The sequence below is a fragment of the Caloramator sp. CAR-1 genome, from assembly GCF_030546345.1.
Classification (GTDB): Bacteria; Bacillota; Clostridia; order Clostridiales; family Caloramatoraceae; genus Caloramator; species Caloramator australicus.
The window spans coordinates 31,379-47,898 of sequence record NZ_JAUONW010000005.1 but is presented as its reverse complement, the minus strand read 5'-3'; the positions used below and the strand labels follow the sequence as shown (position 1 = coordinate 47,898).

Annotated in this window: 22 protein-coding genes; all 22 read right to left on the bottom strand. The window is 32.2% G+C overall.

Translation table 11 applies throughout. The annotated features are described in order from the left end of the window. The coding region (locus tag Q3V94_RS01225; RefSeq protein ID WP_303524714.1) for a UPF0236 family protein at positions 1–186 on the bottom strand (186 nt) is incomplete at its 3' end. Between the two features lie 105 nt (positions 187–291). Continuing rightward, positions 292–621: a hypothetical protein gene (locus tag Q3V94_RS01220; protein ID WP_303524713.1), complete on the bottom strand. Its 330-nt coding sequence runs from the start codon at positions 619–621 to the stop codon at positions 292–294. 35 nt (positions 622–656) lie between these two features. Next, complete coding sequence (locus tag Q3V94_RS01215) at positions 657–1,046, bottom strand: hypothetical protein (RefSeq protein ID WP_303524712.1); 390 nt, start codon at positions 1,044–1,046, stop codon at positions 657–659. 22 nt (positions 1,047–1,068) lie between these two features. Next, the gene (locus Q3V94_RS01210; protein ID WP_303524710.1) at positions 1,069–1,233 is read right to left on the bottom strand and encodes a hypothetical protein; all 165 of its coding nucleotides are present in this window, start codon (positions 1,231–1,233) and stop codon (positions 1,069–1,071) included. Between the two features lie 291 nt (positions 1,234–1,524). Further along, positions 1,525–2,829, bottom strand: coding sequence for a PDZ domain-containing protein (locus Q3V94_RS01205; protein WP_303524708.1), 1,305 nt, complete (start codon positions 2,827–2,829; stop codon positions 1,525–1,527). A gap of 48 nt (positions 2,830–2,877) precedes the next feature. Further along, positions 2,878–4,077: a S41 family peptidase gene (locus Q3V94_RS01200; protein ID WP_303524707.1), complete on the bottom strand. Its 1,200-nt coding sequence runs from the start codon at positions 4,075–4,077 to the stop codon at positions 2,878–2,880. A 70-nt stretch (positions 4,078–4,147) separates the two neighbouring features. Continuing rightward, positions 4,148–5,311 carry a murein hydrolase activator EnvC gene (locus Q3V94_RS01195; RefSeq protein WP_303524705.1) on the bottom strand — a complete coding sequence of 388 codons (1,164 nt, stop codon included), beginning with the start codon at positions 5,309–5,311 and terminating at the stop codon, positions 4,148–4,150. Positions 5,312–5,333: 22 nt separating this feature from the next. Next, positions 5,334–6,227 (bottom strand): permease-like cell division protein FtsX, encoded by an 894-nt coding sequence (gene ftsX, locus Q3V94_RS01190; protein WP_303524703.1) that lies wholly within the window; start codon positions 6,225–6,227, stop codon positions 5,334–5,336. Next, positions 6,211–6,897, bottom strand: coding sequence for a cell division ATP-binding protein FtsE (ftsE, locus tag Q3V94_RS01185; protein WP_303524701.1), 687 nt, complete (start codon positions 6,895–6,897; stop codon positions 6,211–6,213). The genes ftsX and ftsE overlap by 17 nt, the downstream gene beginning before the upstream one ends. Positions 6,898–7,010: 113 nt before the next feature. Then, positions 7,011–7,856 (bottom strand): YitT family protein, encoded by an 846-nt coding sequence (locus Q3V94_RS01180; RefSeq protein ID WP_303524700.1) that lies wholly within the window; start codon positions 7,854–7,856, stop codon positions 7,011–7,013. A gap of 13 nt (positions 7,857–7,869) precedes the next feature. Next, positions 7,870–8,217 carry a hypothetical protein gene (locus Q3V94_RS01175; protein ID WP_303524698.1) on the bottom strand — a complete coding sequence of 116 codons (348 nt, stop codon included), beginning with the start codon at positions 8,215–8,217 and terminating at the stop codon, positions 7,870–7,872. 92 nt (positions 8,218–8,309) lie between these two features. Further along, positions 8,310–9,248 carry a transketolase family protein gene (locus Q3V94_RS01170; protein ID WP_303524696.1) on the bottom strand — a complete coding sequence of 313 codons (939 nt, stop codon included), beginning with the start codon at positions 9,246–9,248 and terminating at the stop codon, positions 8,310–8,312. Next, a complete protein-coding gene (locus Q3V94_RS01165; protein WP_303524694.1) occupies positions 9,241–10,071 on the bottom strand; it encodes a transketolase in 831 nt (276 codons plus the stop codon). Before Q3V94_RS01165 ends, Q3V94_RS01170 begins: the two co-directional genes overlap by 8 nt. 59 nt (positions 10,072–10,130) lie before the next feature. Then, positions 10,131–10,487: a type II toxin-antitoxin system PemK/MazF family toxin gene (locus Q3V94_RS01160; protein WP_008909234.1), complete on the bottom strand. Its 357-nt coding sequence runs from the start codon at positions 10,485–10,487 to the stop codon at positions 10,131–10,133. Beyond that, complete coding sequence (locus Q3V94_RS01155; RefSeq protein WP_274767270.1) at positions 10,447–10,770, bottom strand: CopG family ribbon-helix-helix protein; 324 nt, start codon at positions 10,768–10,770, stop codon at positions 10,447–10,449. The genes Q3V94_RS01160 and Q3V94_RS01155 overlap by 41 nt, the downstream gene beginning before the upstream one ends. A 134-nt stretch (positions 10,771–10,904) precedes the next feature. Next, a complete protein-coding gene (alr, locus tag Q3V94_RS01150) occupies positions 10,905–12,065 on the bottom strand; it encodes an alanine racemase (RefSeq protein WP_303524692.1) in 1,161 nt (386 codons plus the stop codon). A 20-nt stretch (positions 12,066–12,085) separates the two neighbouring features. Beyond that, positions 12,086–12,673, bottom strand: coding sequence for an outer-membrane lipoprotein carrier protein LolA (locus Q3V94_RS01145; protein WP_303524690.1), 588 nt, complete (start codon positions 12,671–12,673; stop codon positions 12,086–12,088). 56 nt (positions 12,674–12,729) lie between these two features. Beyond that, complete coding sequence (locus tag Q3V94_RS01140) at positions 12,730–14,253, bottom strand: NAD(P)H-hydrate dehydratase (protein ID WP_303524688.1); 1,524 nt, start codon at positions 14,251–14,253, stop codon at positions 12,730–12,732. Position 14,254: 1 nt separating this feature from the next. Continuing rightward, a complete protein-coding gene (acpS, locus tag Q3V94_RS01135; protein WP_274767268.1) occupies positions 14,255–14,617 on the bottom strand; it encodes a holo-ACP synthase in 363 nt (120 codons plus the stop codon). 74 nt (positions 14,618–14,691) lie between these two features. Further along, entirely contained in the window at positions 14,692–15,063 is a 372-nt protein-coding gene (locus tag Q3V94_RS01130; RefSeq protein WP_274767267.1) for a DUF6514 family protein, read from the bottom strand. A gap of 137 nt (positions 15,064–15,200) precedes the next feature. Then, the gene (locus Q3V94_RS01125) at positions 15,201–15,515 is read right to left on the bottom strand and encodes a hypothetical protein (protein ID WP_274767266.1); all 315 of its coding nucleotides are present in this window, start codon (positions 15,513–15,515) and stop codon (positions 15,201–15,203) included. A gap of 93 nt (positions 15,516–15,608) precedes the next feature. After that, positions 15,609–16,460, bottom strand: coding sequence for a formate/nitrite transporter family protein (locus tag Q3V94_RS01120; protein WP_303524687.1), 852 nt, complete (start codon positions 16,458–16,460; stop codon positions 15,609–15,611). Between the last annotated feature and the right edge of the window lie 60 nt (positions 16,461–16,520).

Sequence of the window (16,520 nt, the reverse complement as noted above, 5' to 3'; positions counted from 1 at the left end):
ATCTAATTCTTCTAAAAAGTCTTTTATTATATTCCTTCCAAGTTCATCAGTCGATTCTTTAACTACCTCAACAAGTTTTGTAAAATCCCATTCTTTTGACAGCATTTCTTCTACATTTTTTATTAATTTAGTAGTGAAATTTATTAAATGTTGTTGTATAATATCATGTTGTATAATATTATTCAAAAGAGACACCCCCTTATTGATTTGTGTTTTTTCCACTTTTTATTTTACCACAGGGGTTGTCTCTTTTAAATTTTTTGTCCTTTTTCGTCCTACAATAATTTTACACTATGCTTTAATCCATTCATCAAGCAAATCTTTGGGTATATAATATTTATCATTTATCTTTAAATAAGGAAATCTTGGTCTTGTAATAATATGAGATGTGATTAATTGCTTTTCTTCTTCATAAATAATCTTTAATATTTCTTCTTCTGAAAGATTTATATGTTTTGATGCTTCGTTTATTGTTAATAATTTTTTATTATTATTCACAGTATTAGCCTGAATTTGATTAGTGATTTTTATGGCCGTATAGGAAAGAATTATACTTGAAGTTAAAATTGCTATAGCTAAAACTATAATTCCTCCATACAATTTTTCATTTAATTTTTCCACTGAATTTTACCTCCTTAATTACAAATTAAAAGCTTTCATTTATTATCCATAAACAATTTCTTTGCTTCTTCTGGAACTATTATTACATCCTCTATTCTGTATTCTCCTTCGATTTTGTTAGGGCTCAATCTTATGAGCACCATTTCACCGTTTGTAAAAGTCAAAAGTTGATAGTGCTTAAAACTTGCGCCGGGCGTTGAAATTTCCTTTAGTTTTTTAAAGGTATCTATTGAAACAGCATTCTTTCTCTCATCCATAAAAAGTTTATTCAAATTATCATATTTACCATCGTCAACAGCTCTTTTAAAAAGCCAAACTGTATTTTCAGGGGTATCAGGTTTTAGAACGTTTGGGCTTTGGCAGGAGGAAAAAATAAAGATGCAAAGTAAAAGGGAAATATAGACTGATATGCGTTTAATATACATTTATTTACCACTCCAATCAAAATCAAGTTAAAAAATAACTCAAAACAATCAACCATATTCCTATCCAAGCCATAATTAGTAAAAAATGAAGACTTGTATCCCTTGATAAATAGTCTAAATGTGAATTCTTAGATGTGCCTTCATTGGTGATTGTCTTTGTTAATACGTAAGCTTGACTAGTTTCCATCCTAAGTCTCCCCAACCATGAGAAACAGCCTATAAGAATAAACATTAATCCAATGTAAAATAACAAAGTTGAGAAATTATAATCATATTTCCACGAAGCAAAATAAGTCAATGCTATGACAATTAAAATAATTAATATGGATTTTGCCAGAAATATAAAGACTTCTTTAATAAAATTTTTCATATTTGCCATCCTTTATAATATTCTAATTATATTTTAAAACTTATTTGTAATTTTTTCAATAACTTGAATATATACCCACAAATATAGGCTGCCTTAATAGGCAGCCATTTATTGTTTTCTAAACTTGGATTTAATTATGTTAAATAATCCACCTCTATCTTCTATTATTGGAACATTAAAACTATATTTAGGAATAGTCAATATTCCAAGTTCATCAATGCCATTTTGATAATCCCTATATTCATATAGCTTTCTTTTTCCAAAAATATCAATAGTTTCTACCCAAATATAATTATTGTAGTTTTGGAAAAAATTAATAATATCTTCTAATCCCCTTATAGGTTGATTGTTAATTGATATTATAATGTCACCAGCAGTAATGCCCATCTTTTCTGCCGGCGAATTAGGCATGGAATCCAAAACAACTACCCCTTCTTCCATTCTTCTCCACAAAGGACGTCCGTTTTTTTCTATATATCTTTCATATAATATTAAAGCTTCATGGGCAAGTGGTGAAAAAATAGCTGCAATATAATTAAATATATATACTTTAGTAGCAACAAGTGATAAGCCAATCAAAATGCCGCTAAATAAAGCCAACAGAGAAGATGTTCTTTTAACCTTTGTTTTAACATCAGTGGAAATTGCAAAATCTCCATATCCAAGCATAGCAAATACAGGAACAGCCATAAATATAGCATTTCTTACGTCAATATTTGTTAATGTAGGCTTTATTAAAGGCCACCAATCGGGCGTTGTAATTAAATCCCCTTGTGGAATAGGACCAGCAGTTAAAAAGAAAAAAATAAGCGGAATCGGCCAAAACCTTTGAAGGACATATATTCCTGTAATTTCCCCATCCTTTTTTATAAATGCAGGAATAGCTGCCCTATGTCCATCAAACCACATTAAAATAGCTTCTATAAAATGCATTATACCCACGATAGCTAATAACGATGGAATATCTATTTTTATTAAGTTTATTATTTCTATAAATATATTAGATTTTATTATGCCCTTTTGAATTAAGCCTAGACTTATTAATAAAAATAAACTATATAATCCTCCTGAATATGACAAACATACATACCTTGGATTTATAGCCAAAAGAAGCAGTGAAATTAAAACAACTATCTGCAGTCCTACACTATTTGAAAATGTAATTCCTACTAACGTTATCAATATATTTGCAACTAATCCGGCTAAAAGCCCGGCTAATATTGCAGTCGTCATCATATCCTTAACGCTATATTTAAAGTCTCCATAATAAACTTCCCTTTGTAGTGCATACATTCTTTTATACTGAATATACAAAATAAATAAAAATATCCATGCAATCGGTTGAAATAAGAAACCAACAACCCCCTGTGCATAGGCCTTAATGGCAAAGTTAATCAATGTTAATAAACCCATATATAACCTCCCATGAATATTAATAAGCGGGTGCCTTAATGACACCCATCATATTTTAGACATCAACACTTCAATTGCCTTTTTTATTTGTGGATCCTCATCAATTGGCAACTGTTTATCCTTCAATTCCTTAGGTAAATCATAAACTATATCAGGCATAATGCCCTTTCCTTGAATACACTCTCCTGATGGAGTATAATATCTAGCAATTGTAACCTTAAGCCCTGTTCCATCCTTAAGGTCGATAATATTTTGAACAAGGCCCTTACCAAAGGTTTTAGTCCCAATTAATGTTCCTGCTTTAAAATCTCTAATTGCTCCTGATAAAATTTCAGATGCACTTGCACTTCCCTCATTTACTAATACGACTAAAGGCATATTTATATTTTGAGGATCTGATTTCCAAACATCCTTTTTGCCATTGGTATCTATCGTATAAACTATTGTTCCTTGTGGTAATATCATATCTGCAATAGCAACTGATGTATCTAAAAGTCCACCGGGATTATCCCTTAAATCAAGCACAAGTCCCTTTATGTTTTGTTTTTGTAATTTTTCAAAGGCCTTTTCAAACTCATCAGCAGTATTTTCATCAAAGGAAGTTATCCTTATATATCCTATATCTCCCTTTAAAACTTGGCTTTTTACTGTTTTTAAAACAATTATAGATCTTGTAAGCTCGTAGTCCTTTACTCCTTTTCCTTCTCTAAAAATAGTTAGAATAACTTTTGTTCCTTCCTTGCCCCTCATCATTGAAACGGCCTTTTCAAGTTCCTTTGCTGAAATTTCTTTTCCATCAACCTTTAATATTATATCTCCCGCCTTAATACCTGCCTTTTCAGCAGGACTATCTTCAATAGGAGCTATAACTGTCAATTTCCCCTCTTTTTCCCCTACAACTATTCCAACGCCACCATAGCTTCCTCTGGTTTGTGTTAAAAGATCCTCAAATTGCTGTTTATCTAAATAAACTGTATACGGATCTCCAATTGAATCAACCATCCCATTTATAGCACCTTCAATCAACTTATTCTCATCTATCGTCTTTTTATCCACATAATTGTTTTTTATAAGATTCTCAACTTTTAAAAGTTTATCATACCTTTTTATAAAATCATATAGATCCTTTGAAATAAGTCTTTTTCCACCAAAAAATGGTATGGGTAAAAGCACAACAAGGGATACAGTTATTAAATTAGTTATTATGATGGCAATTATAGCATTTTTTAACTTTATATTTTTATTCATAATTAACACCTCGAAAGTCAAGTCTTCTTTTGTTATTATATTATTTATTATATGTTTTTATAACGGCAAATTATTGTCCAACGATATAATAAGGTTCAGGATTTACAGGATCCCCATTTATTCTCACTTCAAAATGAAGATGCGGTCCTGTTGAATAACCTGTGCTTCCGGATTTTGCAATCATTTGTCCTTTTTCTACTTCCTGACCTTCCTTTACAAGAATTTTCGATAGATGGGCATAGAGGGATGTAACTCCTCCACCATGGTCAATAACAACAGTATATCCATAGCCATTAAGATATTGGGCAATAATTACTTCCCCATCAGACATAGCATAAATGGGAGTCCCACTTGGAATACCAATGTCTATCCCTGTATGCATTTTCCATTTTTTTAAAATCGGATGAAATCTATTACCAAAATATGATGTAACCTTAGGCATATAACCTATGTCGCTCACCTTTATTATTCCTGTTTTAGATCCAGAATATGATTTTGATCCCCCATTTCTTTGGGCAAGTTTTGCCTGAAGCTCTCTAATTTGTGCTTCAAGTCTTTTAGACTCTCTAAGTTCTTCATCAAGCAATCTTTCAAGTTCATTTTGATTTGCTTCTAGTTTTTTATAGTAGCTCTTTTGCTCTTCTGTTGCCTGGGCAAGTTCATATTTTTTATTCATCTGGTTCTGCTGAAGGACTAAAAGCTGCTTCTTTTGACTTTCAAGTCTTTCCTTTTTAGCCTTTATATCCTCCTGCTTCTCCTTCATTTCCTTTAAAAGATTTTTATCGTATTCAATAATCCTGTTAAAAATTTCATACTGCGAAATAAAATCGGAAAAACTTTCAGATGCTAAAAGAACATCAATATAGCCTACATTACCTTCTATATACAAAGCCCTAAGCCTTTTTGCATAAAGGTCCTTTTCTGTTTCAAAATCCTCAATTGCCTTTTCAAGTTCTTTATTGGTTGTTTCTATTTCATCCTTCTTTGATTTAATTTTATCATTCAAATCCTCTATTTCATTTTGAATTCTTGTTACTTTATTTTCATACTCTTTAATTTTTTGCATTACATCTTCTTTTTCATCCTTAATTTCTTCAATTTTACTCTTCAATTCCTTAATATTTGATTTTACTTCATTCAATTGTTTCTTTTTGTTTGTAAGCTCATCTGCTCTAACAGTCAATGTGCCTAAAAGTATTGTTAACAATAAAAAGCTGGCTATTCTTTTGTGCACTTTCGAACCCCCCATCGGAATTTTATAAAACAAGGTATCTTTTAACTGCTAAATAACTTCCAAAACCTCCAATCAATGCTCCCATTAGGATAAATTTTTGTAATATAAAAGATAAAAGGCTTTGAGCTGAAACAAAATTAAATAAAAGTAAATTCAAAGATACATTGTTTGTTAAGTATTGGTATGAGAAAAACAAAACTAAAATTGACAATACAGACCCTAAAAGTCCTAATAAAATTCCTTCGATTACAAAAGGCCACTTTATAAACCAATCGGTTGCCCCTAAATATTTCATTATACTTATTTCACGTCTTCTTGCATAAACAGCAAGTTTTATTGTGTTTGATATTAAAAAGGCTGAAATTATTGCAAGGATTCCCATAAGAAAATAGCTTGCAACTCTTACTATATTGGTAAATTTAATTAATTTTTCAACTATGCCTTTCCCATCATATATCTTTTCAATACCATCTAATTTTGATATTTCATATGATGCCTTTGATATAAGTTCGGGTTTCTCAACTTTGATTACAAAAGATTGTGGCAGAGGATTATCCATTTCAAATCCCTCTGCAATAGCTTTGTTTTCACCAAGCTTTTTCTTTAAATCCTCTAATGCCTGTTCCTTTGAGATATAAACCACTTCAGTTACACCTTTTATATTTTTAATATCTCTTTCAAGTTCCATCCTTTTTAGGGTAGTTACTTCATCCTTTAAATACACCTTTATTTCTAAAGTCTTTCCTATGCTTTCAGCTGCATTATTGACATTTAAAGCCAATATAAGAAATATACCTAATATAAATAGTGATGCTGCAACAGTTCCTATTGATGCAACAACCATAACCCTGTTTCTTGCTAAATTTTTAATGCTTTCTATAAAATAATACTTAATCCTTTTAATCTTCATATCCATAAACGCCCCTTTGTTCGTCTCTGATTATAACTCCCTTTTCAAGTGCAATTACCCTTTTTTTCATTCTATCAACTATATCCTTGGCATGGGTTACCATAACAATGGTTGTCCCACTTTTGTTTATCTCATTCAAAAGCTCCATTATCGCCCATGAATTATCCGGATCAAGATTTCCCGTTGGCTCATCACAAATAATTAAACTTGGGTTATTCGCAAGGGCCCTTGCAATAGCAACCCTTTGCTGCTCACCGCCGGATAATTGATGAGGATAGAGTTTTTCTTTATTAATTAAACCTACCAGAGCTAAAAGCTGCGGAACCCTTCTTTTTATATCCTTTGAGCTTACATCAGCAATCTCCATAGCAAAGGCTATATTTTCATAAACAGTCTTGTCCGATAAAAGTCTAAAATCTTGGAAAACCACCCCAATGTTTCTTCTATAATAAGGTATCTTTTTTCTTTTAAGCTGTGTAATATTGGTTCCATTTACAATAATTTCACCGTTTGTCGGTTCAATTTCTTTTAATAAAAGCTTAATAAATGTTGTTTTACCTGCTCCACTTGGACCAACTAAAAATACGAATTCTCCCTTTTTAATATTTAAGTTTATATTTGAAAGCGCTATATGATTATTTCCATATACCTTTGAAACATTCTTAAACTCTATCATACACACATCTCCTTGCTTCGACTTTTGTCCTACATGTATTATAGCACAAAATATTTTGTTATTTAACAATTTGCAACAAAAAAATTCCGACACAAAAATTTTGTGTCGGAGCATTAATCAAAACTTTTAAATCCCTCTCCAAAGACCTCATGGACATTGCTTACAGTTATAAAAGCCCTTTCATCGATATCTTTTATAAACTCCCTAAGTTTAATAAATTCTCTTCTACTTAATAAAACTACCAGCATATCCTTTTCTTCATTTGTAAAACCACCACGGGCATAATATATTGTAACTCCTCTTCCTAATTCATCTAATATGAATTTTTTGATTTCTTCATTCTTGCTGCTTATTATTTTAACTTCCTTTACAGTATTAATACCCTGTATCACCTCATCTATTACTGCACCGTTTAGTATAACACCTAAAAGAGCATACATACCCTTTTCAGCACCAAAGGTTATTAAAGCACCTAAAGTTACAACTAAATCTGAAATTAAAAGTGCTTTTCCAATGTTAAAATGGAAAAACTTATTTAAAATTTTAGCTATGATATCAGTTCCACCTGTTGAAGCATTCTGGTTAAAAACAATTCCCATACCAACTCCGGAAATTAAAATGCCATATATAAGTTCTAAAAGGAGATTATTTGTAAGAGGCTTTGCTATAGGGAAAAATTTTTCCATAACCCATATAATTCCAGACAATCCCAAGCTTGCATAAATGGTCTTCGCTCCAAAGCTTGGTCCAATCAATATAAATGCTACAATAAATAATATTATATTTGCAGCAAGCATAAAGGTTCCAACGGATATAGATGGAAAATAATAATTTATAACAATAGCAAGACCGCTAACTCCACCTGCAGCCAAATCATTAGGCACCAAAAAATATTCAATACCTGCTGCTACAAAAACTAATCCTATTGTTATTAAAATATATTCCTTAATTTTCTTCAAAGCTGTCCCTCCTTCACTTTTCTATTATATTTTGAATTACCATTCCAGCAACGTTAATAGCAATTCCAATAAACAATATAACAAATCCAAGATTTAAAACCTTAAAATGCTTTTTCCATTCATCTTCATAATTTAACGGCCTTGTAGCATCCCTCTGAATAAAAAAAGCTGCACTTAAAAAGAGTATTAAAATACCTATATAATAAAGAGAATTTTTGACACCATTAAACACTAAAAATGTATTGCCTTTATACACAATAAAACATATTGCCCAGGAAATAGACAAAATTATTAATGATATAGCAAACCCTATTCCCATAGCTTTTAAAGCGTCGTTAATGAATAATCTTATTTTTTTCATTTATTCATCCCCCCGTTATTATAGATATACCATATTTTTATAAGTTAAACAACTAGCTTATCGACAAAAAATCCGGGGAAAACCCCGGAATACTACTTTTTGCTCATCGCCTTTAAAGCGGCCTCTACTATATTTTCTGCAGTAAGACCATAATGTTTCATAAGTTCTGCTGGCTTTCCTGATTCGCCAAATGTATCCTTAACTCCAACCCTAACAACTGGTGCAGGTTTGTTTTCAGCAAGAACTTCACAAACAGCACTTCCAAGACCACCTATAATATTGTGTTCTTCGCATGTTACAGCGCAGCCTGTTTTAGCTACCGATTCAACTATTGCCTTAGCATCGATTGGTTTTATCGTATGGATATTTATAACTTCAGCTTCAAAGCCTTTTTCCTTTAGCATTTCATAAGCCTTCAGAGCCTCACTCACCATAATTCCTGTTGCAAAAATCGTTACATCTTTACCTTCTCTTAATTTAACTACCTTTCCTATTTCGAATTTATATGTATGTTCATCATTGATTGTTGGAACTGATGAACGTCCAAGTCTAATGTAAACAGGTCCAACGTATTCTGCTGCAGCCTTTATTGCTGCCATTGTTTCAACATCATCGCATGGAACAATAACAGTCATATTTGGAATTGTTCTCATAAGAGATATATCCTCTATAGATTGATGGGATGCTCCATCCTCTCCTACTGTTATACCGGCATGTGTTGCTGCAATCTTAACGTTTAAATTAGGATAACATATTGAATTTCTTATCTGTTCAAAGGCTCTTCCTGTTGCAAATACTGCAAAGGTGCTGGCAAATGGAATTTTACCGCATGTTGCAAGTCCTGCCGCAGTTCCCATAAGGTCTGCCTCTGCTATACCTATATTAAAAAATCTTTCTGGAAAAACCTTTGCAAAATCAGCAGTTTTTGTAGATTTAGAAAGGTCTGCATCAAGAACAACTACATTTCTATTTTCCTTTCCAAGTTCTACAAGAGCTTTACCGTAAGCCTCTCTAGTTGCTAAATTAGGCATTGTTTTCACCTCCAAGTTCAGCTAAAGCCTTTTCGCATTGTTCTTTGCTTGGTGCTGTTCCATGCCAACCTACAGCGTTTTCCATAAATGATACGCCTTTTCCCTTTATAGTGTTTGCTATAATCATTGTAGGTTTTCCTTTTACTGACTTTGCTTCATCAATAGCCTTAAATATCTCTTCAAAATTATGTCCATCAATTACAATAACATGCCATCCAAAGGCTTTAAACTTTTCATCAACCGGCTCTACGTTCATTACTTCAGTAACTTGACCATCTATTTGTAAGCCATTGTGATCTAAAAAGGCTGTTAAATTATCAAGTTTATAGTGAGCAGCTGTCATTGCAGCTTCCCAAACCTGTCCTTCTTCTATTTCTCCATCACCTAATAGTGCATAAACTCTATAATCCTTATTATCGAGCTTTGCTGCAAGAGCCATACCATTAGCAACCGATAGCCCCTGACCTAATGACCCTGTTGACATATCTACACCTGGTGTATCATTCATATTAGGATGTCCTTGTAGTATTGATCCTAATTTCCTTAATGTCATTAGATGGGACTTATCAAAAAATCCCTTTTCTGCGAGGGTAGCATAAAGAACAGGTGCCGCATGTCCTTTGCATAATACAAATCTATCCCTATCCTCCCATCTTGGGTTATTAGGATCCACCCTCATTTCACTAAAATAAAGAGCAGTCAATATTTCTACTGCTGATAATGAACCTCCTGGATGACCGGATGCTGATTCTGTAAGCATTTTAATGATGTCTTTTCTTAAGGTTACTGCTATTTCCTTAAGCTTTTGGATATCTCTCATCATCTTCCCTCCCTGGTATAATTTTACATATTGATAGGCACTTAAGAATAATCTTAAGTGCCCTATATATCAACAAGCCCTAAACTTATCTTAAGGGCATAATCCACCTGTTTCATCATTTCATCACTAATATGACCAAGTTTGTCCCTTAAGCGCCTTTTATCTATCGTTCGTATCTGTTCAAGCAAAATAACAGAATCCTTATTTAAACCATACTCATCGCTACTAATCTCTACATGTGTCGGCAATTTAGCCTTATTAATTTGAGATGTTATAGCAGCAACGATGACCGTCGGACTATATTTATTTCCAATATCGTTTTGTATAACAAGAACAGGCCTTACCCCGCCTTGTTCCGAGCCAACAACTGGGCTCAAATCAGCATAAAATATATCTCCTCTTTTCACCGGTTGAGCCATTTGAATTATCACTCTCCGCCAAACTTGCTTCATATTCGGCTAATTCTTCACATTCTAAAGTAATACCACATTCTGCAAGCTCTATATTTATTTTTCCCATTTCAACATAACCATTTTTCATAGCTTCAATCATTTCTATTCTCTTGCGCTCCTTTATATATGATATGATTGCTTCTCTTATTAATTGGCTTCTATTTTTGAAGGTATTTATATTTACAAATTCATCTAATTCATCTAGCAAATATTCAGGGAGGCTAATTAGGATCTTTTTATTATTTGCCATCGTATTACCTCCTAAAAACAATTAACCTATGTATCTTATAAATACTCACTTTATTATAACACTACTTTATAATTGCCACAAGTAGAAATATTTATACCTCTTTAACATTGTTTCCATGTTATTATAAAATTATGTCACACATAATTTTTTATTTTTACTATTTTCCCCTTCTCAACATAAACCCTTGGAACACGCTTTGAAACCATGCATAAAATTTCATAACTTATTGTTCCAAGCCTTTGAGCTAATACATCTGCATCGTTTTTAATTTCATTAAAATTCCCCATAATGATCACTTCATCACCTACATTAATATTTCCACAATCAGTTACATCTATCATGCATTGGTCCATACATATTCTACCTACGACAGGAACAAGAACACCGTTTACTATAACTTGTGCCTTTTGAAAAAATAGCCTTGTAAACCCATCAGCATATCCAAAGGGTAGTGTAGCAATCTTACTTCTTCTTTCTGTAATAAACCTTCTACCATAGCTTATTGGAGTTCCTTTATCAACTTCTTTGACATGAACAATTTTAGCCTTTAACGTCATTACAGGCTTTAGATCAACCCTATTAACATCAACTTCATTTGAAGGATAATAACCATAAAGCATAATTCCCGGCCTTACGGCATCAAAATAAGCCTCCTCTACATCTATAATCCCGGCACTATTAGCTAGATGCTTTAATTCAAATGTAATACCTCTTTCCTCTAAAGCTTTTATGGTCTTTATGAAACGATCTAGTTGCAAATTAGTAAAGGACTTATCCTTTTCATCTGCGGATGAAAAATGACTAAAAATTCCTTCTAATTTTAAGTTGGGCAGATTATTAATTTTTTCTATCTCATCTAAAGCCTTTTCGTTAGGAATAAACCCTACTCTTCCCATTCCTGTGTCAATCTTAATATGAATCTTTGCCACTTTATTTTGCTTTACAGCCTCATCTGATAATGCCTTTGCTAACTCAAAACTGAATACTGCCTGTGTAATATCATACTCTACAATTTCTTTTGCAAAGGTTGGAGGTGTAAATCCCATAACTAAAATAGGCCTTTTAAAGCCATTTTTTCTAAGTTCAATGGCCTCTGTTATTACTGCAACTGCAAAAAAGTCAGCACCTTCCTCTTCTAAAACCCTTGCAAGTTCCACAGCACCATGTCCATATCCATCTGCTTTAATAACTCCAAATATTTTTCTGTCCTTAACTAACCTTTTAACCTCCCTGAAGTTATGCCTAAAATTATCAAGGTTTATTTCTGCATAATATGGTCTTACGTTGTCAAACATACCCTTCCCCCCTGCTTTGTCTATTGTATTTTAAATAACCCCTCTTGAATTGTAGGATTATATTTAAACTCTTTGTAAACGATATTTACCCTTATGTTTTCCTTTTCATCATAAAAGGTCATTATCTCAGGTATTAAATTTACAGAATTAAAATATATCTCTACATATTTACGATAAGCACTCGATTCATCAAGCTCACTTTTTATCGTAATATATTCTTTTCCATCAACCCTTTTACTGCTAAAGATCGAATTTTCCTTTAAAAAAATCCTTTTGTCGATAACCCCTAAAAATATAAAAACATCATCATCTTTTAAATTTTCAAGAAAATACCTTTGTTCAATTATCGGGTGGTAGATTGTATATCTTTTTCCATCATATACCAATATTTTCCCCTTCAAAAAGGATGGAACAATTGTTTCAATTCTAATAAGATTGGGTTCTTTAAAATACTGAACCACTTTATAATGTGATACACCTTTGTTACCATATATATCTATATCTGCTTGTGTTGCATAGCTTTTCATATCTTGTAATCTCTTTTTTACGTCTTCATAGGCAATTTTTCTCGAACAAGATGTAAAAAAAACAAAAATAATTATAACCAAAAAGATAACTTTTTTATAGAACACAAAATCACCATAAATCTTATTTCAATAAAATATTATTCTAATTTTATACTGCCTATGTCTTTTTTAAATAAAAATCCCAAATTATCAACCAAATCCATAGCCGTTAATCCATAGCCATGCTTCTGATATGCCCTGTCTCCAGATATTCCATGAATAAAACTACCTAATATTGCAGCTTCAAAGGGACTATATCCCTGCCCTAAAAGTGAAACTAAAACTCCAGTTAACACATCTCCACTTCCTGCCGTTGCCATACCAGGATTACCAGTTCTATTTATATATATAAGCTCTCCATCAGTAACAACAGTGCTAGAGCCTTTTAAAAGAACAATTGAATTATACTCCTTTGCAAAACTTTTTGCTACATTTATCCTATTTTTGTTTATATAATCGATATCATAACCAGTTAATCTTGCCATTTCACCTGGGTGTGGAGTTAATATAACTTTAGATTTTGCCGATTTTAATATAGTTTTATTTCTTGATAGGACGTTAAGTCCATCCGCATCAATCACTAAAGGGCCTTCATAATGTTCTAAAATATATTGAAGTGGATGTAAAAGTTCATCAAAGTTCCCTATGCCAACTCCAAATCCAATAGCACTTGACTTTTGAAATAAAATATTTAAACTGTAATCGTCTAAAAATATATGTTCATGTTTCTCTTCACATGGAAAATATACTGCCTCTGTAACTAATGCCCCTACTCTATCCAAAATAGTTTTTGGAAAAACCCCGTAAACAAGTCCTGCACCACTTCTCAAGGCAGACTTTAAAGCAAGTATTATGGCTCCTGACATTTTATAATTACCACCAATAATTGCAACCTTTCCATAATCACCTTTATTAGTATCCAACCTTCTTTTTTTAATTAGAGATATTGGATATTCTTTATCACTTGTAAATATTTTAATACTTTGCTCTTCAATACAACTAACAGGAATACCAATTTTTTTAACTATAACCTTTCCAGAGGCTTCTTTACCTTCTAATAGGATATGGCCTAATTTTAAGCATTCAAAAGTTACTGTAATATCTGCAAATACACAAGTTCCCATAATACTTCCTGTATCGCTATTTATTCCTGATGGGATATCCACTGAAAGTTTCAACCTACCTTTATTAATGGCATCAATAACTTTTTTTAATTCCTCTTTAACATCTCCTGATAGTCCTGTTCCTAAAAGAGCATCTACAATAACGTCAGAATATCGTATGCTATTTTCCAGTTTGTTTAAATCATTATAAATTTTTATCCCCATATTTAATAAAATATCTAAATTTATCCTAGCATCCCCTTTTACCTTTTCAAGGTCTGGAAAACAAAAAACTTCTACATCATAACCTCTTATAAGTAAAAGTCTTGCAAGGGCAAAACCATCTCCACCATTATTACCCGTTCCACAAACAATTGTTATTCTTTTTCCATTTAATCTTTCTATTTCCTCCAAAAGACCATAAGCTGCATTTTCCATTAATATAATCCCAGGTATTTTATATTTTTCTATTGCCCTTTTATCTATTTCCCTCATCTCATTTGCATTAACAACCTTCATCTTATCCCTCCGCAACTGCAAAAGCAGTAGCATATTCTCTAGAATGTGATATCGATATATGGATCCTTTTTATCCCTTTTTGTTCTGAAATCTTTTTTGCATTATTATTCAAAACAACCTTTGGAACTGAATTTTCCTTTACTATTTCTATGTCAGTCCACTTAAAATTTAAAATACCTGTTCCTAAAGCCTTGGACACGGCTTCCTTTGCTGAAAAGTAACCTGCATAGCTTTCAATATTTTTTCCCTTTAACTCTTCTAATTCTCTTTCAGAATATATCTTTAGTAAAAATCTTTTATTCCTTTCTATAGCCCTTTCGATTCTTTTTATTTCAATTATATCTACTCCAACCCCAATTATCATACTCACCTTCTCCTTACTTAAATTATAAAATAAATTGTTGCAAAAAGCAAAAATATGGAGAAAATTCTCCATATTTAAGCTATTGCATATTTAATATATTTTTGTTTCAAATCCTCCTCAAAGTCAGAGGACCAATTATCGCATATTTCTCCAATTACATCAATCAAATGAATCGGCGATACTTGATTTCTTGCAAGTTCATCAATAAGCTTTACCATTTTTTCCTTGTATGGAGTAACAAATTCTATTGTTTCCTCATATAAAATTTCTCCAGTCTCCTCTACTACTTCTTCTGATGTTATACTTACACCATATCCAACAACATTAACATAATATTCCTTAAAATTTATTAGCTTGCTGGTTTCAACTAAGTAATATCTAAACAATATGTTTCTAAAATTATCATCAACCACATAACAGTGATAAAGCTCTGTTTTAATTTGCATTCTCCCCACCCCACATAATTTTCTTTTGAATAAATTTTATCATTTATCCCCTTAAAAATTTGTTGTAATTTAGGATGAAAAAACTAAAAAAATATTATAAAATGCGACACTATTCAACATAATTTTCCTCATTCTTATTATTTAATATTCAAATATACCTCCAAGTGATTTCTCATTTCTTCTGAGATTTTTCTATTAATAGTATTTATAAATATTTTATTACCTTCTATCTGGAATTGAAAATCTTTATATCCTTCTTTTGTTAAATATGCAGGTATATCTTCAGGTTTTTCGTTTTGGGCAAATAAAATTTTCTCTCCTATATACTCACCATCTACATAAACCTCATAGGAATCATGCTGAATTTTGCTGTTATTTATGTCGTTTACATGAAAGGCTATTGGCGGATAGGTGTTGCTTATAAAAACTTCATTAGTTCTATCTTTATCCATTTTGTCACCTCCCTGTTTTTATAGTCTGCCCAAAACTCTACAAAAAATGTAAGCAGAGGGATTTTACCCTCTGCTTAAAATATTTTTTACAAACTACACCGCCTTTTGGACATTTTCAACTTTTACTGATGACTTTTTATATAAATAATAATATGATAAACCAACTATTACTCCTCCACCAACAATATTCCCTAATGTTACTGGAATGATATTTGAAATTGCATGAGCTATATCTACCTTAGCAAGCTTGTCCGAATGAAGTTGTAATGCTTCTGCATAAACAGGGTTTAATTTTGCCAAAATACCTGCAGTAAAATAGAACATGTTGGCAACGCTGTGTTCGAATCCAGCAACTACAAAGGCCATAATAGGGAACCATATTGCAAATACCTTGGATATTATATCCTTTGCTGCATATTGAGCCCAAACAGCAAGACAAACAACTATATTACACAAAATACCGCTGAAGAAGGCAGTGGAAAATTTAAGTCCTCCTTTATATGCAGCAATCTTAATAAAATAGCCTCCAAGCTTCCCTCCGTTAGCATCAAATACCCCACCTGCATAGGCTAAATATGCAATTAAGATAGAGCCTATAATATTACCTAAATAAACGATTCCCCAGTTTCTTAAAACTTTAGTAAAGGGTATCTTCCCATCCTTATGTCCAACAAGCAATAACGTGTTTCCGGTAAACAATTCTGCACCGTTAAAAATAATCATCATAAGGCCAACAGGGAATATCGCTCCTGCAACAAATTTTGCAAGTCCATAATTTTCTATACTATGGGATGCTGCTGCAGCCGAAACTGCTCCAAGGGCTACATATGCCCCTGCGAAAATTGCACCTAAAAGAGTAGTATAAAAGCTTCCTTTAGATTTTTTCACGCCTACATTGATTGCCTCATCCACTATTTCAGGCGGCGTTAACATTCGTTTCTCCATATTATTCTCCTTTCAATATAGATTAAAAAAACAAACCTATTCAAAATTATACTTTATTTT

What these genes read in the sequence shown, in the direction of transcription:
- Q3V94_RS01215 (WP_303524712.1), bottom strand. Translation starts at nt 1,046, where the DNA reads ATGTATATTAAACGCATATCAGTCTATATTTCCCTTTTACTTTGCATC.
- Q3V94_RS01210 (WP_303524710.1), bottom strand. Translation starts at nt 1,233, where the DNA reads ATGGAAACTAGTCAAGCTTACGTATTAACAAAGACAATCACCAATGAA.
- Q3V94_RS01205 (WP_303524708.1), bottom strand. Translation starts at nt 2,829, where the DNA reads ATGGGTTTATTAACATTGATTAACTTTGCCATTAAGGCCTATGCACAG.
- Q3V94_RS01200 (WP_303524707.1), bottom strand. Translation starts at nt 4,077, where the DNA reads ATGAATAAAAATATAAAGTTAAAAAATGCTATAATTGCCATCATAATA.
- ftsX (WP_303524703.1), bottom strand. Translation starts at nt 6,227, where the DNA reads ATGGATATGAAGATTAAAAGGATTAAGTATTATTTTATAGAAAGCATT.
- ftsE (WP_303524701.1), bottom strand. Translation starts at nt 6,897, where the DNA reads ATGATAGAGTTTAAGAATGTTTCAAAGGTATATGGAAATAATCATATA.
- Q3V94_RS01175 (WP_303524698.1), bottom strand. Translation starts at nt 8,217, where the DNA reads ATGAAAAAAATAAGATTATTCATTAACGACGCTTTAAAAGCTATGGGA.
- Q3V94_RS01170 (WP_303524696.1), bottom strand. Translation starts at nt 9,248, where the DNA reads ATGCCTAATTTAGCAACTAGAGAGGCTTACGGTAAAGCTCTTGTAGAA.
- Q3V94_RS01165 (WP_303524694.1), bottom strand. Translation starts at nt 10,071, where the DNA reads ATGATGAGAGATATCCAAAAGCTTAAGGAAATAGCAGTAACCTTAAGA.
- Q3V94_RS01160 (WP_008909234.1), bottom strand. Translation starts at nt 10,487, where the DNA reads ATGGCTCAACCGGTGAAAAGAGGAGATATATTTTATGCTGATTTGAGC.
- Q3V94_RS01155 (WP_274767270.1), bottom strand. Translation starts at nt 10,770, where the DNA reads ATGGCAAATAATAAAAAGATCCTAATTAGCCTCCCTGAATATTTGCTA.
- alr (WP_303524692.1), bottom strand. Translation starts at nt 12,065, where the DNA reads ATGTTTGACAACGTAAGACCATATTATGCAGAAATAAACCTTGATAAT.
- Q3V94_RS01140 (WP_303524688.1), bottom strand. Translation starts at nt 14,253, where the DNA reads ATGAAGGTTGTTAATGCAAATGAGATGAGGGAAATAGATAAAAGGGCA.
- acpS (WP_274767268.1), bottom strand. Translation starts at nt 14,617, where the DNA reads ATGATAATTGGGGTTGGAGTAGATATAATTGAAATAAAAAGAATCGAA.
- Q3V94_RS01130 (WP_274767267.1), bottom strand. Translation starts at nt 15,063, where the DNA reads ATGCAAATTAAAACAGAGCTTTATCACTGTTATGTGGTTGATGATAAT.
- Q3V94_RS01125 (WP_274767266.1), bottom strand. Translation starts at nt 15,515, where the DNA reads ATGGATAAAGATAGAACTAATGAAGTTTTTATAAGCAACACCTATCCG.
- Q3V94_RS01120 (WP_303524687.1), bottom strand. Translation starts at nt 16,460, where the DNA reads ATGGAGAAACGAATGTTAACGCCGCCTGAAATAGTGGATGAGGCAATC.